Below are 18,262 nucleotides of genomic sequence, written 5' to 3'. Positions count from 1 at the left end.
CACACGACGACAGGAGGCTCGTCATGGCCAGCCGCTCCACCGCCGCTGCTTCGCGGCGCCGCGCCACCGGCCCTGCCCCCTCATCGACCGGCCCCGCGCACGACGTGCACCCCGTGCTGCGCCGCGCCTCGGCGCCGCCCGCCGCCCTCGACCTGCTCGCCCAGGCCCGCGCCGGGCTGGACGAGGCGGAAGCCCTTCCCACCCCCAACGAGCGCTACGCCACGGCCCATCTGGCCGCCCTGCGCACCGCGGCCGCCGTCCTGGCCGCCCGCGGCCGGCCGGAGACCAGTGCCCGGCGCCGGCAGCGCATCCGCAGCGCCTGGGAGGTGCTGCCCGAGATCGCCCCCGAACTCACCGAGTGGAGCCTGCTCTTCGCCTCGGGCGCCGAGCGCCGGGCCCGCGCCGAGGCCGGCATAGAAGGCGCCGCCCGCCCCCGGGACGCGGACGACCTGATCCGGGACGCGGGCATGTTCCTGCGCCTCGTCGAACGGCTCCTCGTCCTGGAGCCGGCCCTGCCCCGGCCGCGTGCGGACCGGTCCGCGCCGGGCCCGGCCGGAGGGAGGCAATAGGGTGGGCGGCACACCGCCAGCACATCGCCCGAGGAGCCACCTGCCGTGTCGGACCGTTCTCCTGCCTCCGGTGGGGAGACCCCACCGCGACCCTCCCGCGCGTCCCTCCGCACCGCCGTGGTCTGGGACGTCCTCCAGGACGCGATCGACCGCCGGGCCAAGGCCGCCGGGACCGAGGCGCTGGACGTCCTCGACACCGGCGGCGGCACGGGCAACTTCGCCGTGCCGCTCGCCCGGCTCGGCCACCGCGTCACCGTCGTCGACCCCAGCCCCAACGCGCTCTTCGCGCTGGAGCGCCGGGCCGCCGAGGCGGGGGTGGCCGAGCGGGTCCGCGGCGTCCAGGGCGATGTGCACGGCCTGTTCGACGTCGTGGACCGGGGCGGCTTCGACGCCGTCCTGTGCCACGGGGTCCTGGAGTACGTCGACGACCCGGCCGAGGGCCTGCGCAACGCGGTGGACGCGCTGCGCCCGGGCGGCGCCCTCAGCCTCCTCGCCGCCGGGCTCGGCGGCGCGGTCCTGGCCCGCGCCCTCGCCGGGCACTTCACGGAGGCCCGCCAGGCCCTCGGCGACCCCGACGGGCGCTGGGGGGCCGGCGACCCGGTCCCGCGCCGGTTCACCGCCGACCAGCTCACCGGGCTGGTCGCCGGGGCGGGCGCGGAGGTCTCCGCCGTGCACGGCGTACGCCTCTTCGCCGACCTGGTGCCCGGCGCCCTGGTGGACGCCGAGCCGGGCGCCCTGGAGGCACTGCTGAAGCTGGAGGCGGCGGCGGCGGAGCTCGCCGCGTTCCACTCCGTCGCCGGGCAACTGCACGTCCTGGGCGAGAAGCGGGGTTGATCAGGGGCGCAGCCGCACATGGAGTAGGCCACAGGCCCTCCGTTACCGGCCCGCGCCCCGTATGATCGGGGGACACCGTCCGGCATGACGGATCGGAGGTTGGGGAATCAACGCCTCAGTAACTTCGATCGGGCATGGCGGCCCGGACTGGCGTGAGGCGAAGTGGGCGGGTTTCACGGGGGCGAATCCCTGCCTATCCTGAAAGGGCCGCATACCGGTCGCCCCCGCGACCGACGACGAGGAGGACTCCGTGCCGCTCTCGGAGCACGAGCAGCGCATGCTCGAGCAGATGGAGCGAGCGCTGTACGCCGAAGATCCCAAGTTCGCTACAGCGCTCGAGGGAAGCGGGCTGCGTACGTACACCCGGCGACGGGTCTACCAGGCAGTCGCTGGCTTCCTTGTGGGTATCGCGCTCCTCATGGCCGGAATGGTCGCGCAGCAGATCTGGATCAGCGTGGTGGGCTTCCTCGTGATGCTCGGCTGCGCGGTGCTGGCGGTCACCGGCTGGCGCAAGGCCCCCAAACCGGGTGAGCAGCAGCAGGCACCCGGTGGTCATGCCACCCGACGACAGCATCATCAGCGCCGGTCCGTGATGGACCGCATCGAGCAGCGGTGGCACCGCCGCCGCGACGAGCAGCAGGGCGGCCAGTAAGCCCCCGGGGCCGCCGCCCGCGCGAGCGGGCACGCCCCGGCGGCCCCTGCCGCCCGAAACCCGACCCGGAGGGGCGACGCGCAAGCGTCGCCCCTCCGGCGCGTACGGGGGTGTGCGCGGGCCGGGCCCGCGCGCCGGGGGCGTTGCACGCGGGGCTCTTGGCCGCGCCCTGTGGGGCCGGACGGCCCGTTCGCCGTCCCGGCACGGGTCGCACCCGCGCCGCGCGTCCCCGGGGCCCAGCCCCGCAGCCCGCTCCGGGCAACGCCCGCCCGGGAAGCACGGCCCGGAACCCTCTGGCAGGCCGCCTGCCACCCCCGCCCCGGCGGAGCGGCCGACGGACCGGGCGGTCACGCAGGCCGCCGTGCCCGGGCGTGGTCGCCACCGCAGTGCGCGCTGGCACCCGGCGGAGCCGGCGCAGGGCAGTCGGGGCCGCCCAGCCAAAGCCGCTCGCAGGCCGCAGCCGCCCGGCGGGCCGGGCGCCGCCCCAAGCGGCGCGCGGGCCCGCCCCCCACTACCGGGGGCGCGGCCCGCGTCGCACGTGGGTCAGCCCCGGCCCCGGGAGAGGCGGGGCAGAAGCGCCGCCGCCCGGTCCAGGGGCTTGCGGGCGCGGGTCGAGACGCGGGTGCTCAGGGAGACCCAGCGGTCGGAGAGGGCCCAGACCACTCGGACGGACGACCGGGGGAGGAGCAGGGCCCGCAGGCGGGTGCGGGTGTCCGCCGCGTCGCGGAGGCCGGAGCGGATGCGGTGGGCGTCCTCCGCCAGGCCCGTGGCGGGCCGGGGGGTGGGCGCGTACAGGACCTCCTCCACCGCGCGGGCCGTGCGGTGCATCGCCGCCGCCGGCTCGTCCGTGAGCTTGCCGAGCCGGACGATCCGGGCCGCCGCCTTGCGCGGGGTCTGGGACTCGTCCGGCGGGATGCCCAGGTCCCACGCGGTGTCCGTGATCTCCTGCCAGACCGCGAGGGTCCCGGCCGGGTCCTCGACCGGCACGGTCACGGCACCCGCCGGACCGTCCGTGACGACGGCGCCCGCCGGCCCGGCCGGGGCCCCGGACCCGGAACCGATCCGCAGCCGCCGTCTGCGGGCGAGCGCCCGCCACAGCAGCGGAAGCAGCAGCAGTGCCACCACCCCGACCACGGCGAGCGCCGTGAACAGGACCGAGGTCCACGGGGTGCCGCCCTCCGCGTCCTGGGCCACCTCCTGCGGCTGGGCCGCCCCGCACTCGCCGAGCCGGCGCTCGTGCTCCGGGCAGGCGTCCGGCGCGGCCGGGGCCGAGGACGGCTCCGACGACTCACCCGTCTCCGGCTGCGCGGGCGCGCTCGGGTCGGTCGACGGCGTCTCCTCCCGCGCGTACTCCGGGACGGTGCCCCGGCTCGGCGTCGGCTCGAAGCGGGTCCAGCCGACCCCCTCGAAGTACAGCTCGGGCCAGGCGTGCGCGTCCCGCAGGCCGACCGAGACCGTGCCGTCCGACTGCGGGGTGCCCGGGGTGAAGCCCACCGCGACCCGCGCCGGGATGCCCAGGGTCCGGGCCATCGCGGCCATCGAGAAGGAGAAGTGGACGCAGAAGCCCCGCTTTTCCTCCAGGAAGCGCCCGATCGCGGCCACGCCCGTGCCCGACAGCACCCGGGTGCTGTACGTGAAGCCGCCGTCCTCCGCGAACCACTGCTGGAGCTTCGACGCCCGCTCGAAGTCGTTCGCCGCGCCCTTGGTGATCCGCTGCGCCGTCGCCGCCACCTCGGCGGGCAGCGAACCCGGCACCTGCGTGTACTCGCGCTTGAGTTCCGAGTTGGGGGCCGGCGCGTTGGCCAGCTGCTCCCGGGTCGGCTGCACGACCAGGCTGCTCACCGAGTACTGGACGCCGGCCGTGGTCTGCCGGTCGCCGACCAGGGTCCGCCCCTCCGGCTCGAACCGCCAGCGCCCCTCGATGCCCACCTTGGTCGCCGGGTACGGCATCGGCAGCCAGGTCTGCTTGTAGGTGCCCGCCGCGGAGAGGTTGGTCCGCACCTCGGTGACGTCCACCGCGGGGCTCAGCCCGGTCGGCTCCGGCAGCCGGTCCGGGACGTCCTCCACCTTGCGCTGCGAGGAGCGCCAGGCCGTGCCGTCGAACCGGTCCAGCGCCACGATCCGCAGATACAGGCTGCGCGGGTCGGGGGCGTTGGTGCGGTAGCGCAGCACCTCGCGGTTCTGCGGCTGGTTCAGGTTCTCCTGGAGGGAGACCAGCGGGCTGACCGCCGAGATCGTGCCGCCGCCACCGGAGCCGCGGCCCGGACCGCTGCCCGTGCCGTCCAGCAGCCCGCCGTCCAGGGCGGGCAGGGCGGCCGGGACGGCGAGGGCCACGCCCAGGGCCACCACCCCGATCCGGCGCCCGGTGCGGACCGGGGCGTGCGCGGACCCGCCGCCGTCCAGCGCCCCGCCGCGCCGTGCCCCCGGCGGGGCGCCGCCGAAGACCCGGCCCCAGCGGGAGAGCCGGTCCCGGCCCTCCGCCAGCAGGAGCAGCAGATAGCCCGCCGCGGCGAGCAGGAACCACAGCCAGGCCGTGCCGCCGTCGGAGAGACCGGCCGCGACCGTGTAGAGCGCCAGCAGCGGCAGGCCCGCGGGGGCCGCCGCCCGGTAGGTGACCGCGAGGGCGTCCACCGCGAGGCCGATGAGCAGCACCCCGCCGATCAGCATCAGCCGGATGCCGTCCGTCGCGGGCGCCGGGATGGCGTACCGGCTGACGTCGTCGTACCCGGCGGCGAACAGCTGCCCGAAGTGGGCGATCGCCTCCGGGCCCGGGATCAGCCAGGCCACCGCGGACTCGCGGACGAACAGGACGGTGAGCGCCAGCAGGGAGACCAGCACCTGGAGGGCCACGGTCAGCGGCCGGGCCAGCGGCACCCGCCGGGCCAGCGCCCCCGCCCCGCTCTGCAGACCGAGCAGGACGGCCGCCTGGAGCAGCCAGCCCGCCTCGTCCACCAGGGGCAGCAGCGCCCCCGCCGTCAGCAGCGTGGCCGCGTAGGAGCACAGGGCGAGCCTGGTGCGACCGCTCATGACCAACCCCCCGAGTACCCGTGTGTCTCGCCGGACGCGGCCGACCGGCTGTGTTCCTGGCCCGCCTGCCGCCACAGGTCCCCGAGCGAGTCGCCCGGCCGGACCGGCAGCGCCGTCCAGCCCGCCTCCCGCAGCCCGCGCAGCCGCTCCTCCAGCGGACCGGGCACGGCCCCGCCGGTGACCCAGGTGCCGCTGTCCAGCACGAAGGCGACCGCGGACCCGGCCCGGCGGCGCATCCCGGCGGCCAGGGTGGCCTGCTCCGCGTCCAGGTCGCCCAGGAACGCGATCAGCAGGCCCTCGTTGCCGCCGCGCAGCGCCTCGGAGGCGCGGGACATGCCCGCCCCGTCCGAGTGGTCGACGACGGCCAGGGTGTCCAGCATCAGTCCGGCGGATTCCGCGGACTCCTGGCCCGAGTGGCCGGAGCCCGCGAAGCCGTCCGCCCCCTCACCGGGGACCGAGGTGCCGGTGTCCGTCAGCAGCCGGGTCGCGTAGCCGTGCTCCAGCAGGTGCACCAGCGCGGAGGCCGCGCCGGAGACCGCCCACTCGAAGGCCGAGTCCGGGCCGCCGCCCTCGTAGGCGACGCGGCGGGTGTCCAGCAGGACCGTGCAGCGGGCGCGCTGTGGCTGCTCCTCGCGGCGCACCATCAGCTCGCCGTACTTGGCGGTCGAGCGCCAGTGGACCCGGCGCAGATCGTCGCCGTGGCGGTAGGCGCGCGGGATGATGTCGTCGTCCCCGGCGAGGGCCAGGGTGCGCCGGCGGCCCTCCCCGTGTCCGGACGCCTCGCCCGCCAGCCGCACGGCGGGCAGCGGCTCGGTGCGCGGGACGACCGTGAGCAGGTCGAAGGCGCTGAAGGAGCGGCTCAGCTCGCACATCCCGAAGGGGTCGCTCAGCCGGAGCTGGAGCGGGCCGAGCGGATAGCGTCCGCGCAGGTCGGAGCGGACCCGGTAGGAGACCTCGCGCCGCCCGCCGGCCTCCACCCGGTCCAGCACGAAGCGCGGCCGGGGCCCCAGCACGTACGGGACGTGGTCCTGGAGCATCAGCAGGCCGGTGGGCATCCGGGAGACGTTGTCGATCCGCAGATGGACCCGGGCCTCGGAGCCCGCGGGCACCCGACCGGGGTGCAGCCGCCGACTGGCCGCGACCCGGTAGCGGGTGCGGTACAGCACGGCGACGCAGAGCAGCGGCAGGACGGCGAGGAGCAGCCCGACCCGCAGCAGGTCGGTCTGCCCGAGGGCGTACGCGCAGGCCCCGGCGGCCACCCCGGCCGCCAGGAAGGAGCGGCCCCGGGTGGTGAGACCGGCGAGGGCGGCGCGCACACCGCCGCGGTCCGTGCCCTCCGGGCCCGCGTCCGGGGCGGGCCGGGCGGCGGACATCACAGCCGCCGCGCGCCGGGCTGCCGGCCGTACAGCGGGTCCTGCGGCCGGGCGCCGGGGGCGTACGCGCCGTCCGGGCTGCCGGTGGTGGGCACGGGCGTGCGCTGCACGATGTCGAGGACGACCTGCTCCGCGGTGCGCCGGCCGAGCTGGGCCTGCGCGGTGGGCAGCAGCCGGTGGGCGAGGACGGGCACGGCCAGGGCCTGCACGTCGTCCGGGAGGGCGTACTCGCGGCCGCTGAGGGCGGCGGACGCCTTGGCGGCGCGCACCAGGTGCAGGGTGGCGCGGGGGGAGGCGCCCAGTCTGAGGTCGGGGTGCGTGCGGGTCGCGGAGACCAGGTCCACCGCGTACTTGCGGACGGACTCGGCGACGTGGACCTCGCGCACGGCCTCGATCAGCTTGACGATGTCATGGGCGTGGGCCACCGGCTGGAGGTCGTCCAGCGGGTTCACCCCGCCGTGCATGTCGAGCATCTGGAGCTCGGCGCCCGCGCTCGGGTACCCGATGGAGACCCGGGCCATGAAGCGGTCGCGCTGGGCCTCGGGCAGCGGGTAGGTGCCCTCCATCTCGACCGGGTTCTGGGTGGCCACCACCATGAAGGGGTCGGGCAGCTCGTAGCTGTGCCCGTCGATGGTGACCTGGCGCTCCTCCATGGACTCCAGCAGCGCGGACTGGGTCTTGGGGGAGGCCCGGTTGATCTCGTCGCCGATCACGATCTGGGCGAAGATCGCGCCCGGCTTGAACTCGAACTCGCGCTGCTGCTGGTCGAAGACCGAGACACCGGTGATGTCCGACGGCAGCAGGTCCGGCGTGAACTGGATGCGCCGCACCGAGCAGTCGATGGAACGCGCCAGCGCCTTGGCCAGCATGGTCTTGCCGACGCCGGGGACATCCTCGATCAGAAGATGCCCCTCGGCGAGCAGCACGGTCAGCGAAAGCCGTACGACCTCAGGCTTGCCCTCGATCACACTCTCCACCGAACCGCGGACACGCTCCGCGGTCGTGGTCAGATCAGTGAGGCTCGCTCGATCGTCATAGGTCGTCACCCGGCCCTCCTCGGCCCGTCCGGGGCCTGTGCACTTCAGCCGGCACGGCCCACCACGAAACACGGACACCGTCCCCGGATAGTTCCGGAGGGCGCCACACCCGTCATTCTTGTTGGCGGCACGGTGTCGTGTCACTTGCCTGTGGACAACTGAGGCCGAAATGACGGGTTCGGTGGGTTTTGCGCTACCCGTCGTTACCCGCCGTACCGGATCACACCGCGGGCTCGATCTCCCGCAGCGCCCCCGTCCTCACATCGAAGACGAAGCCCCGCACGTCGTCCTTGTGGAGCAGGAAGGGCGAGGTGCGCACCCGCTGCATCGACTGGCGCACATCCTGGTCGACGTCGCGGAACGCCTCGACGGCCCACGCCGGCCGCTGCCCGACCTCCTCCTCGAGTTCCATACGGAACTCCTCGGTGATCGTCTCAAGGCCGCAGCCCGTGTGGTGCACCAGGATCACGCTGCGGGTGCCCAGCGCCCGCTGGCTGATGGTGAGGGAGCGGATCACGTCGTCGGTGACCACACCGCCCGCGTTGCGGATGGTGTGGCAGTCGCCCAGCTCCAGGCCGAGCGCGGCGTGCAGGTCGAGGCGGGCGTCCATGCAGGCCACGACGGCGACCTTGAGGACCGGGCGGGCGTCCATCCCCGGGTCCCGGAAATCGGCGGCGTACCGCTGGTTCGCCTCGACGAGGCGGTCGGTGACGGTGCCCTCGCCGAGAGCGGTCCCGGACGTTGCGTGCGCAGAAGTCGACATGGCTCGAAGGTAGCGGTCACAGCCGCCCCGGACCCGGAAGGAGAAGCGGACAAACAGCGGCAAGCCGCCTGCTGTGAGCTAATCCACAGCCCCCGCGGGGAGCCCCGCGCGACGCGCTGCCCGGTTGATTGACCGGGCGTACCGGTGGACTAAAGTGACGCGGAGTTCCGGACGCCCCCGCCCCGCGCGGCGGCATCCCCCGAGATTCTCCCCGCATTCCGCGTGCGCGGCGTACGCACGGCCCGGCCCTGCCCCGCTCCACGCCGGACCTGAGAGGGCGCATGAGCCAGACCCGACACGTCCCGGTGATGCTCCAGCGGTGCCTGGACCTGTTGGCCCCGGCGCTCGACCGCCCGGAGTCCGCCGCAGGCGGGGGCGGCCCCGTCGTCGTCGACTGCACCCTCGGCCTCGGCGGCCACAGCGAGGCCCTGCTGACCCGCTTCCCCGCCGCCCGGCTCGTCGCCCTCGACCGCGACACCGAGGCCCTGCGGCTCTCCCGCGAGCGCCTCGCGCCGTTCGGGGACCGCGCCACCCTGGTACACGCCGTCTACGACGAACTCCCCGCCGTCCTCGACCGGCTGGGCCTGAAGCGGGTGGACGGCGTCCTGTTCGACCTCGGCGTCTCCTCCATGCAGCTGGACGAGGCCGACCGGGGCTTCGCCTACGCCCAGGACGCCCCCCTCGACATGCGGATGGACCAGACCGCCGGAGTCAGCGCCGCGGAGGTGCTGAACACCTACCCGCCCGGCGAACTGGTCCGCATCCTGCGCGCCTACGGCGAGGAGAAGCAGGCCAAGCGGATCGTCTCCGCGATCGTGCGGGAACGCGAGAAGGAACCGTTCAGCCGCAGTGCCCGGCTCGTCGAGCTGATCCGGGACGCGCTGCCCCAGGCCGCCAAGCGGACCGGTGGCAATCCGGCCAAGCGCACCTTCCAGGCGCTGCGGATCGAGGTCAACGGAGAGCTCTCGGTGCTGGAGCGGGCCATCCCCGCCGCCGTCGCGGCCCTCGCCGTGGGCGGCCGGATCGCCGTGCTCTCGTACCACTCGCTGGAGGACCGGCTGGTCAAGCAGGTCTTCGCGGCCGGCGCCGCGACCACCGCGCCGCCCGGGCTGCCGGTGGTCCCCGAGGAGTACCAGCCGCGCCTCAAGCTCCTCACCCGGGGCGCCGAACTGCCCACCGAGGACGAGGTGGCCGAGAACCGCCGGGCGGCGCCCGCGCGTCTGAGAGGGGCGGAACGGATCCGCGAGGACGTGGCCCGGACCCCGTAGGCCCGGCCGGTCCGGCCCCGCGGACCGGGCCGGCACCCCGCGCGGGCGGAGACGGCCGGTACGGCCGGGCGGCGGTCGTGGACGCGGCACGGCAGGGCAGGCCAGGGAAGCGATGCGGAGGACACCTTGAGCACAGCGGCCAAGCAGTTGCGGGGACGGGCCGCGCGGCTCGCACGGCTGATGCCGTCCGCGCCCAGCAGCGCCGCCCGCACCCCCTTCGTCCTGCTGGTCGTCCTGCTGCTGGCCGGCGGCCTGATCACCCTGCTGGTCCTCAACTCCTCCCTCAGCCAGGGCTCCTTCCGGCTCAGCGAGCTGAAGAAGGAGACCACCGAACTCACCGACGAGCAGCAGGCCCTCCAGCGGGACGTCGACGACCGCTCCGCGCCCGGCGCCCTGGAGCGCCGGGCCCGTGAACTCGGCATGGTCCCCGGCGGCAGCCCCGCCTTCCTCGGCCCCGACGGCACGGTCCGCGGGGTGCCGGGACGGGCGACCGCTCAGCCCTCCCCACCCGCGAAGCCCGCCGGGGACCCCGGCCCCGAGCCGGACCCGAAGCCGCAGCAGGTCCCCGCCCCCGCCGCGTCGTCCCCCGCCTCCTCGCCGGCGCCCGCCCCGTCCGCCTCCGCCGCCCCGGCCCCGGCGGCCGCCTCCCCGTCCCCGCAGCCGACCCCGACCCCCACCGGCAGGTGACGCAGTGCCCCCCAAGGAACCACCGCGCCGTCGCGTGCCGGGCCCCGCCCGGCGCCCCGCGCCCCCGTCCGGCCGCCGGCCCGCGCGCCGCCCCGACAGCCGCCGGCCGCGCCCCGCGCCCCGGCGCCCCGCCGCGCGCACCATCACCCTCGGCGACCCCCGGCCCCGGCTGCGGCTGGTCAGCCTCGGGCTCACCCTGGTGATGCTGGTCTTCGTCGTCCGCCTCCTCCAGGTCCAGGCGGTGGACGCCGACGCGTACGCGGCGAAGGCGGACAAGAACCGCTACGACAGCGTCACCCTGGCCGCCGAGCGCGGCGAGATCACCGACCGGTCCGGCATCGCGCTCGCCACCTCCGTGGACGCGCACGACATCACCGCCGACCCCAAGATGTTCACGCCGAAGGAGAGCAAGGCCCCCGACGCCCCGGAACAGGCCGCCGCCCTGCTCGCCCCCGTCCTGAACGCGGACCCGGCGGACCTCGTCAAGAAGCTGAAGAAGCCCGGCTCCCGCTACGCCGTCCTCGCCCGCCGCCAGACCCCCCAGGTCTGGCGCCAGATCAAGGACCTCAAGAGCGTCTACGCGGAGAAGGCCGCCGCCGACAAACGCGCCGGCGGCCCCGGCGCCAACGTCCTGGCCGGCGTCTTCCAGGAGCCCAGCAGCAAACGCGTCTACCCCAACGGCGACCTGGCCGCCGGGATACTGGGCTACGTCAACGCCGAGGGGCGCGGCGGCGGCGGGATCGAGTCCATGCTCGACACCGAACTCGCCGGCCAGGACGGCACCGTGACCTACGTCCAGTCCGGCGGCCGGCGCATCCCCACGGCCGGCTCCCGCGAGGAACCCGCCGTGCCCGGCTCCGACATCGAGCTGACCATCGACCGGGACATCCAGTGGGCGGCCCAGCAGGCCATCACCGACCAGGTGACCCGCTCCAAGGCGGACCGCGGCTATGTCATCGTCCAGAACACCCGCACCGGCGAGATCCTCGCCATGGCCAACGCGCCCGGCTTCGACCCCAACGACCTGAGCCAGGCCAACTCCACCGCCATGGGCAACGCGGCCCTCCAGGACGCCTACGAGCCCGGCTCCACCGCCAAGGTCATGTCGATCGCGGCCGTCCTGGAGGAGAAGAAGGCCACCCCCGGTACCCATGTCGTCGTCCCCAACCGCCTCCACCGCGGCGACCGGCTCTTCAAGGACGACATCGACCACCCCACCTGGTACCTCACCCTCAACGGGGTCCTCGCCAAGTCCAGCAACATCGGCACCATCCTGGCCACCGGGCAGCTCGGGAAGACCCAGCCCGAGGTCAACCGCGTCCTCCACTCCTATCTGCGCAAGTTCGGGATGGGGGCCACCAGCGGCCTGGGCTACCCGGGCGAGACCCCCGGCATCCTCGCCAAGCCCCAGGACTGGTCCACCTCGCAGCAGTACACGATCCCCTTCGGCCAGGGCATGTCCATCAACGCCCTCCAGGCCGCCTCCGTGTACTCGACCGTCGCCAACGGCGGGGTGCGTATCGAGCCCACCCTCGTCCGCGGCACCACCGGGCCCGACGGGCGCTTCGCCGCCGCGCCGGCGCCCAAGAAGACCCGGGTGGTCAGCGAGTCCACCGCCAGGACCCTTGCCACCATGCTGGAGTCCGTCGTCGACGACCGGGAGGGCACCGGCACCAAGGCCCGCATCCCCGGCTACCGGGTCGCCGGCAAGACCGGCACCGCCAACCGCGTCGACCCCGAACTCGGCCGCTACAAGGGCTACACGGCCTCCTTCGCCGGCTTCGCGCCCGCCGACAACCCGGAGATCACCGTCTACTGCGCCATCCAGAACCCCACCAAGGGCAGCTACTTCGGCGGCCAGATCTGCGGACCCGTCTACCAGAAGGTCATGGAGTTCTCGCTCAAGACCCTCCAGATCCCCCCGACGGGCAAGGCCCCCGCACGGCTGCCCGTCACCTTCGACCCCGGCGACTGACCGGCACACAGACGACGAACCACGCATCACGAACGACGCACAGCGCACGAACGACGTACCACCCACCGCGAACGACGCACCGCGCACCACGCACGACCGGGCGAACGGCCTCCGGCGAACCACCAGGAGACTCCAGTGACCACGATCACCCCCGGTTCCGGGAACCGCCCCGGGGCCGCCCCCTCTTTTTCCCCCGGGCCGCCCGCGCCCGGTACGCTCACCGCCGTGCCACACGCTGATCAGTCCCCCACGCCCCAGCCCGCAGCCGACCGCCCGGGACCTCCCCGCCCGGACCGGGTCAGCCCGACCGGCCTCGCGGAGCTCGCGGCCCGGCTGGAGGCCGAGGCCCCGGCGGACGCGCCGATCACGGGCATCACGCACGACTCCCGCGCGGTCCGCCCCGGCGATGTGTACGCCGCCCTGCCCGGGGCCCGCTTCCACGGGGCCGACTTCGCCCCGCAGGCCGCCGACCTCGGTGCCGCGGCCGTCCTCACCGACCCGGCGGGCGCCGAACGCGCCGCCGCCACCGGCCTGCCGGTCCTGGTGACCGAGGACCCGCGCGCCCGGATGGGCGAACTCGCCGCAGAGATCTACGGCCGCCCCGGCACCGACCTCCTCCAGATCGGCATCACCGGCACCTCCGGCAAGACCACCACCGCCTACCTCGTCGAGGGCGGGCTGCGCGCCGCCGGCCGGGCCACCGGCCTCATCGGCACCGTCGAGATGCGAGTCGGCGACGACCGCATCAAGTCCGAGCGCACCACGCCCGAGGCGACCGACCTCCAGGCCCTCTTCGCCGTGATGCGCGAACGCGGCGTGGACGCCGTGGCCATGGAGGTCTCCAGCCACGCCCTGGTCCTCGGCCGGGTCGACGGCTGTGTCTTCGACGTCGCCGTCTTCAACAACCTCAGCCCGGAGCACATGGAGTTCCACTCCGGGATGGAGGACTACTTCCAGGCCAAGGCGCAGCTCTTCACCCCGCGCCGCAGCCGGGAGGGCGTCGTCAACCTCGACGACGAGTACGGGCGGCGGCTGGTCGCCGAGGCGTCCGTGCCGATCACCACCTTCTCCGCCGAGGGCCACCCGGACGCCGACTGGCGGGCCGAGGACGTCCGGGTCGGCTCGCTGGGCTCGGACTTCACCGCGGTCGGCCCGAAGGGGGAGCGGATCAGGGCCCGTTCGCCGCTGCCCGGCCCCTTCAACGTCGCCAACACCCTCGCCGCCCTCACCGTCCTCGCGGTGGCCGGAATCGACCCCCAGACCGCCGCCGACGGCATCGCCGCCGTCCCCGGTGTGCCGGGCCGGCTGGAGCGGGTCGACGCGGGGCAGCCGTACCTCGCCGTCGTCGACTACGCGCACAAGACCGACGCCGTCGAGTCCGTCCTGCGCTCCCTGCGCAAGGTCACCGAGGGCAAGCTGCACATCGTCCTCGGCTGCGGCGGCGACCGGGACACCACCAAGCGCGGCCCGATGGGCGCCGCCGCCGCCCGGCTCGCCGACACCGCCGTACTGACCTCGGACAACCCCCGCTCCGAGGACCCCCTCGCCATCCTCGCCGCCATGCTCGCCGGGGCCGCGGAGGTGCCCGCGCACCAGCGCGGGGACGTCCTGGTCTTCGAGGAGCGCGCGGCCGCCGTCGAGGCCGCCGTCGCCCGCGCCGGGGCCGGGGACACCGTCCTCGTCGCCGGCAAGGGCCACGAACAGGGCCAGGACATCGCCGGCGTGATCCGCCCGTTCGACGACCGCGAGGTCCTGCGCGCCGCCATCGAGGCGCACCGGGCGGCCGGCCGCCCGGACGGACGCGCCACCGCACCCGAGAACAGTCAGGGATGACCCAGTGATCGCCCTCTCCCTCGCCGAGATCGCCGAAATCGTCGGCGGGCAGTCCCACGACATACCGGATCCGGCCACCGAGGTCACCGGCAGCGTCGTCATCGACTCCCGGGCCGTGGAGCCCGGCAGCCTGTTCGCCGCCTTCCGAGGCGAGCGCGTCGACGGCCACGACTACGCCGAACGCGCCGTCGCGCAGGGCGCCGTCGCCGTGCTCGCCACACGGCCCCTCGGCGTGCCCGCGATCGTCGTCGACGATGTGCAGGCCGCCCTCGGGCGCCTCGCCCGCGCCGTCGTCGAGCGCCTGGGCACCCAGGTCGTGGCGCTCACCGGCTCGGCCGGCAAGACCAGCACCAAGGACCTGGTCGCCCAGGTCCTGCGGCGCAAGGCCCCGACCGTGTTCACCCCCGGGTCCCTCAACAACGAGATCGGCCTGCCCCTCACCGCGCTCACCGCCACCGCCGAGACCGAGCACCTGGTCCTGGAGATGGGAGCGCGCGGAATCGGCCACATCCGGTACCTCACGCAGCTCACCCCGCCGCGGATCGGACTCGTGCTGAACGTGGGCACCGCGCACATCGGCGAGTTCGGGGGCCGCGAGCAGATCGCCCTCGCCAAGGGCGAACTGGTCGAGTCCCTGCCGGACGACGGCGTCGCCGTCCTCAACGCCGACGACCCGCTGGTCCGCGCCATGGCCGACCGCACCAAGGCCCGCGTCCTGCTCTACGGCGAGTCCGCCGAGGCCGCCGTCCGCGCCGAGAATGTCCGGCTCACGGGGCTCGGACAGCCCTCCTTCACGCTCCACACACCCACCGGGTGCAGTGACGTGACCATGCGGCTGTACGGTGAGCACCACGTGTCGAACGCGCTCGCCGCGGCCGCCGTCGCCCATGAGCTGGGCATGCCCGTCGACGAGATCGCCTCGGCGCTCTCCGAGGCGGGCACCCTCTCCCGCTGGCGCATGGAGGTCACCGAGCGCTCCGACGGCGTGACGGTCGTCAACGACGCCTACAACGCGAACCCCGAGTCCATGCGTGCCGCGCTGCGTGCGCTGGCCGCCATGGGCGAGGCCGCCAAGGCCAAGGGGGGCCGCACGTGGGCGGTGCTCGGCATGATGGCCGAGCTCGGCGACGAGGCGCTGACCGAGCACGACGCGGTCGGGCGGCTCGCCGTCCGGCTCAACGTCGGCAAGCTCGTCGCGGTCGGGGGCAGGGAGGCGTCCTGGTTGCAACTGGGCGCATACAACGAGGGTTCGTGGGGTGAGGAGTCGGTGCACGTGTCCGACGCGCAGGCGGCGGTCGACCTGTTGCGCGCAGAGTTGCGCCCGGGTGATGTCGTGCTGGTGAAGGCGTCCCGGTCGGTCGGCCTGGAGCGGATCGCCGAGGCGCTGCTCGAGGGTGAGGGTGCCGTCCGATGAGGCAGATCCTCTTCGCGGGAGCCATCGGCCTGTTCCTGACCCTGATCGGGACCCCGCTGCTCATCAAACTGCTCGCCCGCAAGGGGTACGGGCAGTTCATCCGCGACGACGGCCCGCGCACGCACGGCAGCAAGAAGGGCACGCCCACCATGGGCGGTATCTCCTTCATCCTCGCCACGCTCATCGCGTACGCCCTCGCCAAGGTGATCACCGGTGAGGACCCGAGCTTCTCGGGCATCCTGGTGCTCTTCCTGATGGCGGGCATGGGCCTCGTCGGCTTCCTCGACGACTACATCAAGATCGTCAAGCAGCGGTCGCTCGGCCTGCGGGCCAAGGCGAAGATGGCCGGGCAGCTGATCGTCGGCATCGCCTTCGCCGTGCTCTCGCTCCAGTTCGCGGACAAGCGAGGGCTCACCCCGGCCTCCACCAAGCTGTCGTTCATCACCGACTTCGGCTGGTCCATCGGCCCGGTGCTGTTCGTGGTCTGGGCGCTGTTCATGATCCTCGCGATGTCGAACGGCGTGAACCTCACCGACGGCCTCGACGGACTCGCCACCGGCGCCTCGGTGATGGTCTTCGGCGCGTACACCTTCATCGGCCTGTGGCAGTTCCAGGAGTCCTGCGCCAACGCGGAGACCCTGACCAACCCCAACGCCTGCTTCGAGGTGCGCGACCCGCTCGATCTCGCGGTCGTCGCCTCGGCGTTGATGGGCGCCTGCTTCGGCTTCCTGTGGTGGAACACCTCACCGGCCAAGATCTTCATGGGCGACACCGGCTCGCTGGCCCTCGGCGGCGCGCTGGCGGGTCTCGCGATCTGCTCGCGCACCGAGTTCCTGCTCGCCCTCCTCGGCGGCCTGTTCGTCCTCATCACCATGTCCGTGGTGATCCAGGTCGGTTCGTTCCGGATGACCGGGAAGCGGGTCTTCCGGATGGCGCCGCTCCAGCACCACTTCGAACTCAAGGGGTGGTCCGAAGTCCTTGTGGTGGTCCGCTTCTGGATCATCCAGGGCATGTGCGTGATCGTGGGACTGGGCCTCTTCTACGCGGGATGGGCAGCCGACAAGTGAGCGACTGGCAGGGCAGGAAGATCACCGTCGCCGGCCTCGGCGTGAGCGGCGTCAGCGCCGCGCGCGCCCTGGCCGGGCTGGGCGCCGAGGTCACCGTCGTGGACGGCGGCTCCGGCGACACCCACCGGGCGCGGGCCGCCGGACTGGAGGCCGCCGGGATCGGCGTGCGCCTCGGGGACGCGGAGACCCTGCCCGAGGGCACCGGCCTGGTGGTCACCTCGCCCGGCTGGCCGCCGTCCGCGCCGCTGTTCGCCGCCGCGGCGGCGGCCGGGGTGGACGTCGTCGGCGACGTCGAGATCGCGTGGCGGCTGCGCGGGCCGGACGCCCCGCCGTGGCTCGCCGTCACCGGCACCAACGGCAAGACGACCACCACGCGGATGCTCGCCTCGATCCTCACCGCGGCGGGGCTGCGGACCGCCGCGATCGGGAACATCGGCACGCCGATCGTGGACGTGGTCACCGGCGAGGAGACGTACGACGTCCTCGCCGTCGAACTCTCCAGCTACCAGCTCCACTGGGCGCCCTCGCTGCGCGCCCACTCCGCGGTCGTCCTCAACCTCGCCCCGGACCACCTGGACTGGCACGGCTCCATGGAGGCGTACGCGGCCGACAAGGGCCGGGTCTACGAGGGCAACACGGTCGCCTGCGTCTACAACGCGGCGGACAAGGCGACCGAGGACCTGGTGCGCGAGGCGGACGTCGAGGAGGGCTGCCGGGCGATCGGCTTCACCCTCGGCACGCCCGGGCCGTCCCAACTCGGCGTGGTGGAGGGCCTGCTGGTCGACCGCGCCTTCGTCGAGCAGCGGCACAAGCAGGCGCAGGAACTGGCCGAGGTCGCGGACGTGCAGCCGCCGGCCCCGCACAACATCGCCAACGCGCTGGCGGCGGCGGCCCTGGCGCGCGCCTTCGGCGTCCCGGCGACGGCGGTCCGCGACGGGCTGCGCGCCTTCCGTCCCGACCCGCACCGCATCGAGCACGTCGCGGACGTGGGCGGGGTGGCGTACGTGGACGACTCCAAGGCCACCAACACGCATGCGGCGGAGGCCTCGCTGGCCGCCTACGAGCCGATCGTGTGGATCGCGGGCGGGCTCGCCAAGGGGGCCACCTTCGACGAGCTGGTCTCGGCCTCGGCGAAGCGGCTGCGGGGCGTGGTCCTCATGGGCGCGGACCGGGCCCTGATCCGCGAGGCCCTGACGCGACACGCGCCCCAGGTCCCGGTGGTCGACCTCGACCGGACCGACACTGGGGCGATGTCCGCGGCGGTCGCGGAGGCGGCGGGGCTGGCCCGGCCGGGCGACACCGTCCTGCTGGCCCCGGCGTGCGCCTCGATGGACATGTTCACCAACTACACCAAGCGGGGCGAGGCGTTCGCGGAAGCGGTCCGCGCACTCGCCGCCGAGCGCGGCTGACGACCACCGGGCCCGGCCGCCGCCGGGCACGACTGGAGGGGACAGCGACGATGCCGCCCACCACCCACCCATCCACCCCGGACCCGGCACCCGGGGCCGAGGCCCCCACCCCCTCCGCCGTGGGCCGGGCCCCCCGGGGGCGCGTTGCCACGGCGTCCTCGGAGCGCCCCGCCTCCGCTGCCTCGGCGTCTTCGGCCCGGTCGCCGCGGGCCGCCGCCGCCCCGGGCCGCGAGGCCGAAGCCCCCGCCCCTTCCGCCGTGGGCCGGCCGCCTGCCGCCCCGGGCTCGGCTCGCGGGGACGAAGTGCCTCCTTCTTCCGCCGTGGGCCGGGCCCCCCGGGGGCGCGTTGCCACGG

At 74.6% G+C, this 18,262-nt stretch carries 14 protein-coding genes; 10 read left to right on the top strand and 4 right to left on the bottom strand.

Annotated features, from left to right (window positions below; genetic code table 11):
* Nucleotides 1–23 precede the first annotated feature (23 nt).
* From ABZ457_RS11890 to ABZ457_RS11880, 3 genes are all read left to right on the top strand, one after another.
* On the top strand, nucleotides 24–569 hold the full coding sequence (locus ABZ457_RS11890; protein WP_359156631.1) for an SAV_6107 family HEPN domain-containing protein: 546 nt from the start codon (nucleotides 24–26) through the stop codon (nucleotides 567–569).
* 45 nt (nucleotides 570–614) lie between these two features.
* Nucleotides 615–1,403, top strand: coding sequence for a methyltransferase (locus ABZ457_RS11885; RefSeq protein WP_078521644.1), 789 nt, complete (start codon nucleotides 615–617; stop codon nucleotides 1,401–1,403).
* 250 nt (nucleotides 1,404–1,653) lie between these two features.
* A complete protein-coding gene (locus ABZ457_RS11880; protein ID WP_359156629.1) occupies nucleotides 1,654–2,055 on the top strand; it encodes a DUF3040 domain-containing protein in 402 nt (133 codons plus the stop codon).
* Between the two features lie 543 nt (nucleotides 2,056–2,598).
* Here ABZ457_RS11880 and ABZ457_RS11875 read toward each other — a convergent pair.
* The 4 genes from ABZ457_RS11875 to ABZ457_RS11860 form a co-directional block, all read right to left on the bottom strand.
* Nucleotides 2,599–5,082: a transglutaminaseTgpA domain-containing protein gene (locus ABZ457_RS11875; RefSeq protein WP_359156627.1), complete on the bottom strand. Its 2,484-nt coding sequence runs from the start codon at nucleotides 5,080–5,082 to the stop codon at nucleotides 2,599–2,601.
* Nucleotides 5,079–6,455 carry a DUF58 domain-containing protein gene (locus tag ABZ457_RS11870; RefSeq protein WP_359156623.1) on the bottom strand — a complete coding sequence of 459 codons (1,377 nt, stop codon included), beginning with the start codon at nucleotides 6,453–6,455 and terminating at the stop codon, nucleotides 5,079–5,081. Before ABZ457_RS11870 ends, ABZ457_RS11875 begins: the two co-directional genes overlap by 4 nt.
* Complete coding sequence (locus ABZ457_RS11865) at nucleotides 6,455–7,501, bottom strand: MoxR family ATPase (protein ID WP_359156621.1); 1,047 nt, start codon at nucleotides 7,499–7,501, stop codon at nucleotides 6,455–6,457. Before ABZ457_RS11865 ends, ABZ457_RS11870 begins: the two co-directional genes overlap by 1 nt.
* A gap of 211 nt (nucleotides 7,502–7,712) precedes the next feature.
* On the bottom strand, nucleotides 7,713–8,255 hold the full coding sequence (locus ABZ457_RS11860; RefSeq protein WP_359156619.1) for a carbonic anhydrase: 543 nt from the start codon (nucleotides 8,253–8,255) through the stop codon (nucleotides 7,713–7,715).
* Nucleotides 8,256–8,536: 281 nt separating this feature from the next.
* Between ABZ457_RS11860 and rsmH the strand changes: the two genes are divergently transcribed.
* From rsmH to murD, 7 genes are all read left to right on the top strand, one after another.
* Nucleotides 8,537–9,523, top strand: a complete 987-nt coding sequence (rsmH, locus tag ABZ457_RS11855) for a 16S rRNA (cytosine(1402)-N(4))-methyltransferase RsmH (RefSeq protein ID WP_359156617.1) — start codon at nucleotides 8,537–8,539, stop codon at nucleotides 9,521–9,523.
* 180 nt (nucleotides 9,524–9,703) lie between these two features.
* The gene (locus ABZ457_RS11850) at nucleotides 9,704–10,210 is read left to right on the top strand and encodes a cell division protein FtsL (RefSeq protein ID WP_359156739.1); all 507 of its coding nucleotides are present in this window, start codon (nucleotides 9,704–9,706) and stop codon (nucleotides 10,208–10,210) included.
* 4 nt (nucleotides 10,211–10,214) lie between these two features.
* Entirely contained in the window at nucleotides 10,215–12,185 is a 1,971-nt protein-coding gene (locus ABZ457_RS11845) for a penicillin-binding protein 2 (protein WP_359156615.1), read from the top strand.
* A gap of 135 nt (nucleotides 12,186–12,320) precedes the next feature.
* The gene (locus ABZ457_RS11840) at nucleotides 12,321–14,018 is read left to right on the top strand and encodes a UDP-N-acetylmuramoyl-L-alanyl-D-glutamate--2,6-diaminopimelate ligase (RefSeq protein ID WP_359156613.1); all 1,698 of its coding nucleotides are present in this window, start codon (nucleotides 12,321–12,323) and stop codon (nucleotides 14,016–14,018) included.
* A 4-nt stretch (nucleotides 14,019–14,022) separates the two neighbouring features.
* Nucleotides 14,023–15,432 carry a UDP-N-acetylmuramoyl-tripeptide--D-alanyl-D-alanine ligase gene (gene murF, locus ABZ457_RS11835; RefSeq protein ID WP_359156611.1) on the top strand — a complete coding sequence of 470 codons (1,410 nt, stop codon included), beginning with the start codon at nucleotides 14,023–14,025 and terminating at the stop codon, nucleotides 15,430–15,432.
* Nucleotides 15,429–16,499, top strand: a complete 1,071-nt coding sequence (gene mraY, locus ABZ457_RS11830) for a phospho-N-acetylmuramoyl-pentapeptide-transferase (protein WP_018848757.1) — start codon at nucleotides 15,429–15,431, stop codon at nucleotides 16,497–16,499. Before murF ends, mraY begins: the two co-directional genes overlap by 4 nt.
* Nucleotides 16,481–17,908 carry a UDP-N-acetylmuramoyl-L-alanine--D-glutamate ligase gene (murD, locus tag ABZ457_RS11825; RefSeq protein ID WP_359156609.1) on the top strand — a complete coding sequence of 476 codons (1,428 nt, stop codon included), beginning with the start codon at nucleotides 16,481–16,483 and terminating at the stop codon, nucleotides 17,906–17,908. Before mraY ends, murD begins: the two co-directional genes overlap by 19 nt.
* Nucleotides 17,909–18,262 lie beyond the last annotated feature (354 nt).

This window comes from Streptomyces sp. NPDC005805, from assembly GCF_040630445.1.
Classification (GTDB): Bacteria; Actinomycetota; Actinomycetes; order Streptomycetales; family Streptomycetaceae; genus Streptomyces.
The sequence above is the reverse complement of the archived record's forward strand: the minus strand, read 5'-3'. Positions and strand labels throughout refer to the sequence as shown.

What these genes read in the sequence shown, in the direction of transcription:
- ABZ457_RS11870 (WP_359156623.1), bottom strand. Translation starts at nt 6,455, where the DNA reads ATGTCCGCCGCCCGGCCCGCCCCGGACGCGGGCCCGGAGGGCACGGAC.
- mraY (WP_018848757.1), top strand. Translation starts at nt 15,429, where the DNA reads ATGAGGCAGATCCTCTTCGCGGGAGCCATCGGCCTGTTCCTGACCCTG.
- ABZ457_RS11890 (WP_359156631.1), top strand. Translation starts at nt 24, where the DNA reads ATGGCCAGCCGCTCCACCGCCGCTGCTTCGCGGCGCCGCGCCACCGGC.
- murD (WP_359156609.1), top strand. Translation starts at nt 16,481, where the DNA reads ATGGGCAGCCGACAAGTGAGCGACTGGCAGGGCAGGAAGATCACCGTC.
- ABZ457_RS11850 (WP_359156739.1), top strand. Translation starts at nt 9,704, where the DNA reads ATGCCGTCCGCGCCCAGCAGCGCCGCCCGCACCCCCTTCGTCCTGCTG.
- ABZ457_RS11860 (WP_359156619.1), bottom strand. Translation starts at nt 8,255, where the DNA reads ATGTCGACTTCTGCGCACGCAACGTCCGGGACCGCTCTCGGCGAGGGC.
- rsmH (WP_359156617.1), top strand. Translation starts at nt 8,537, where the DNA reads ATGAGCCAGACCCGACACGTCCCGGTGATGCTCCAGCGGTGCCTGGAC.
- ABZ457_RS11875 (WP_359156627.1), bottom strand. Translation starts at nt 5,082, where the DNA reads ATGAGCGGTCGCACCAGGCTCGCCCTGTGCTCCTACGCGGCCACGCTG.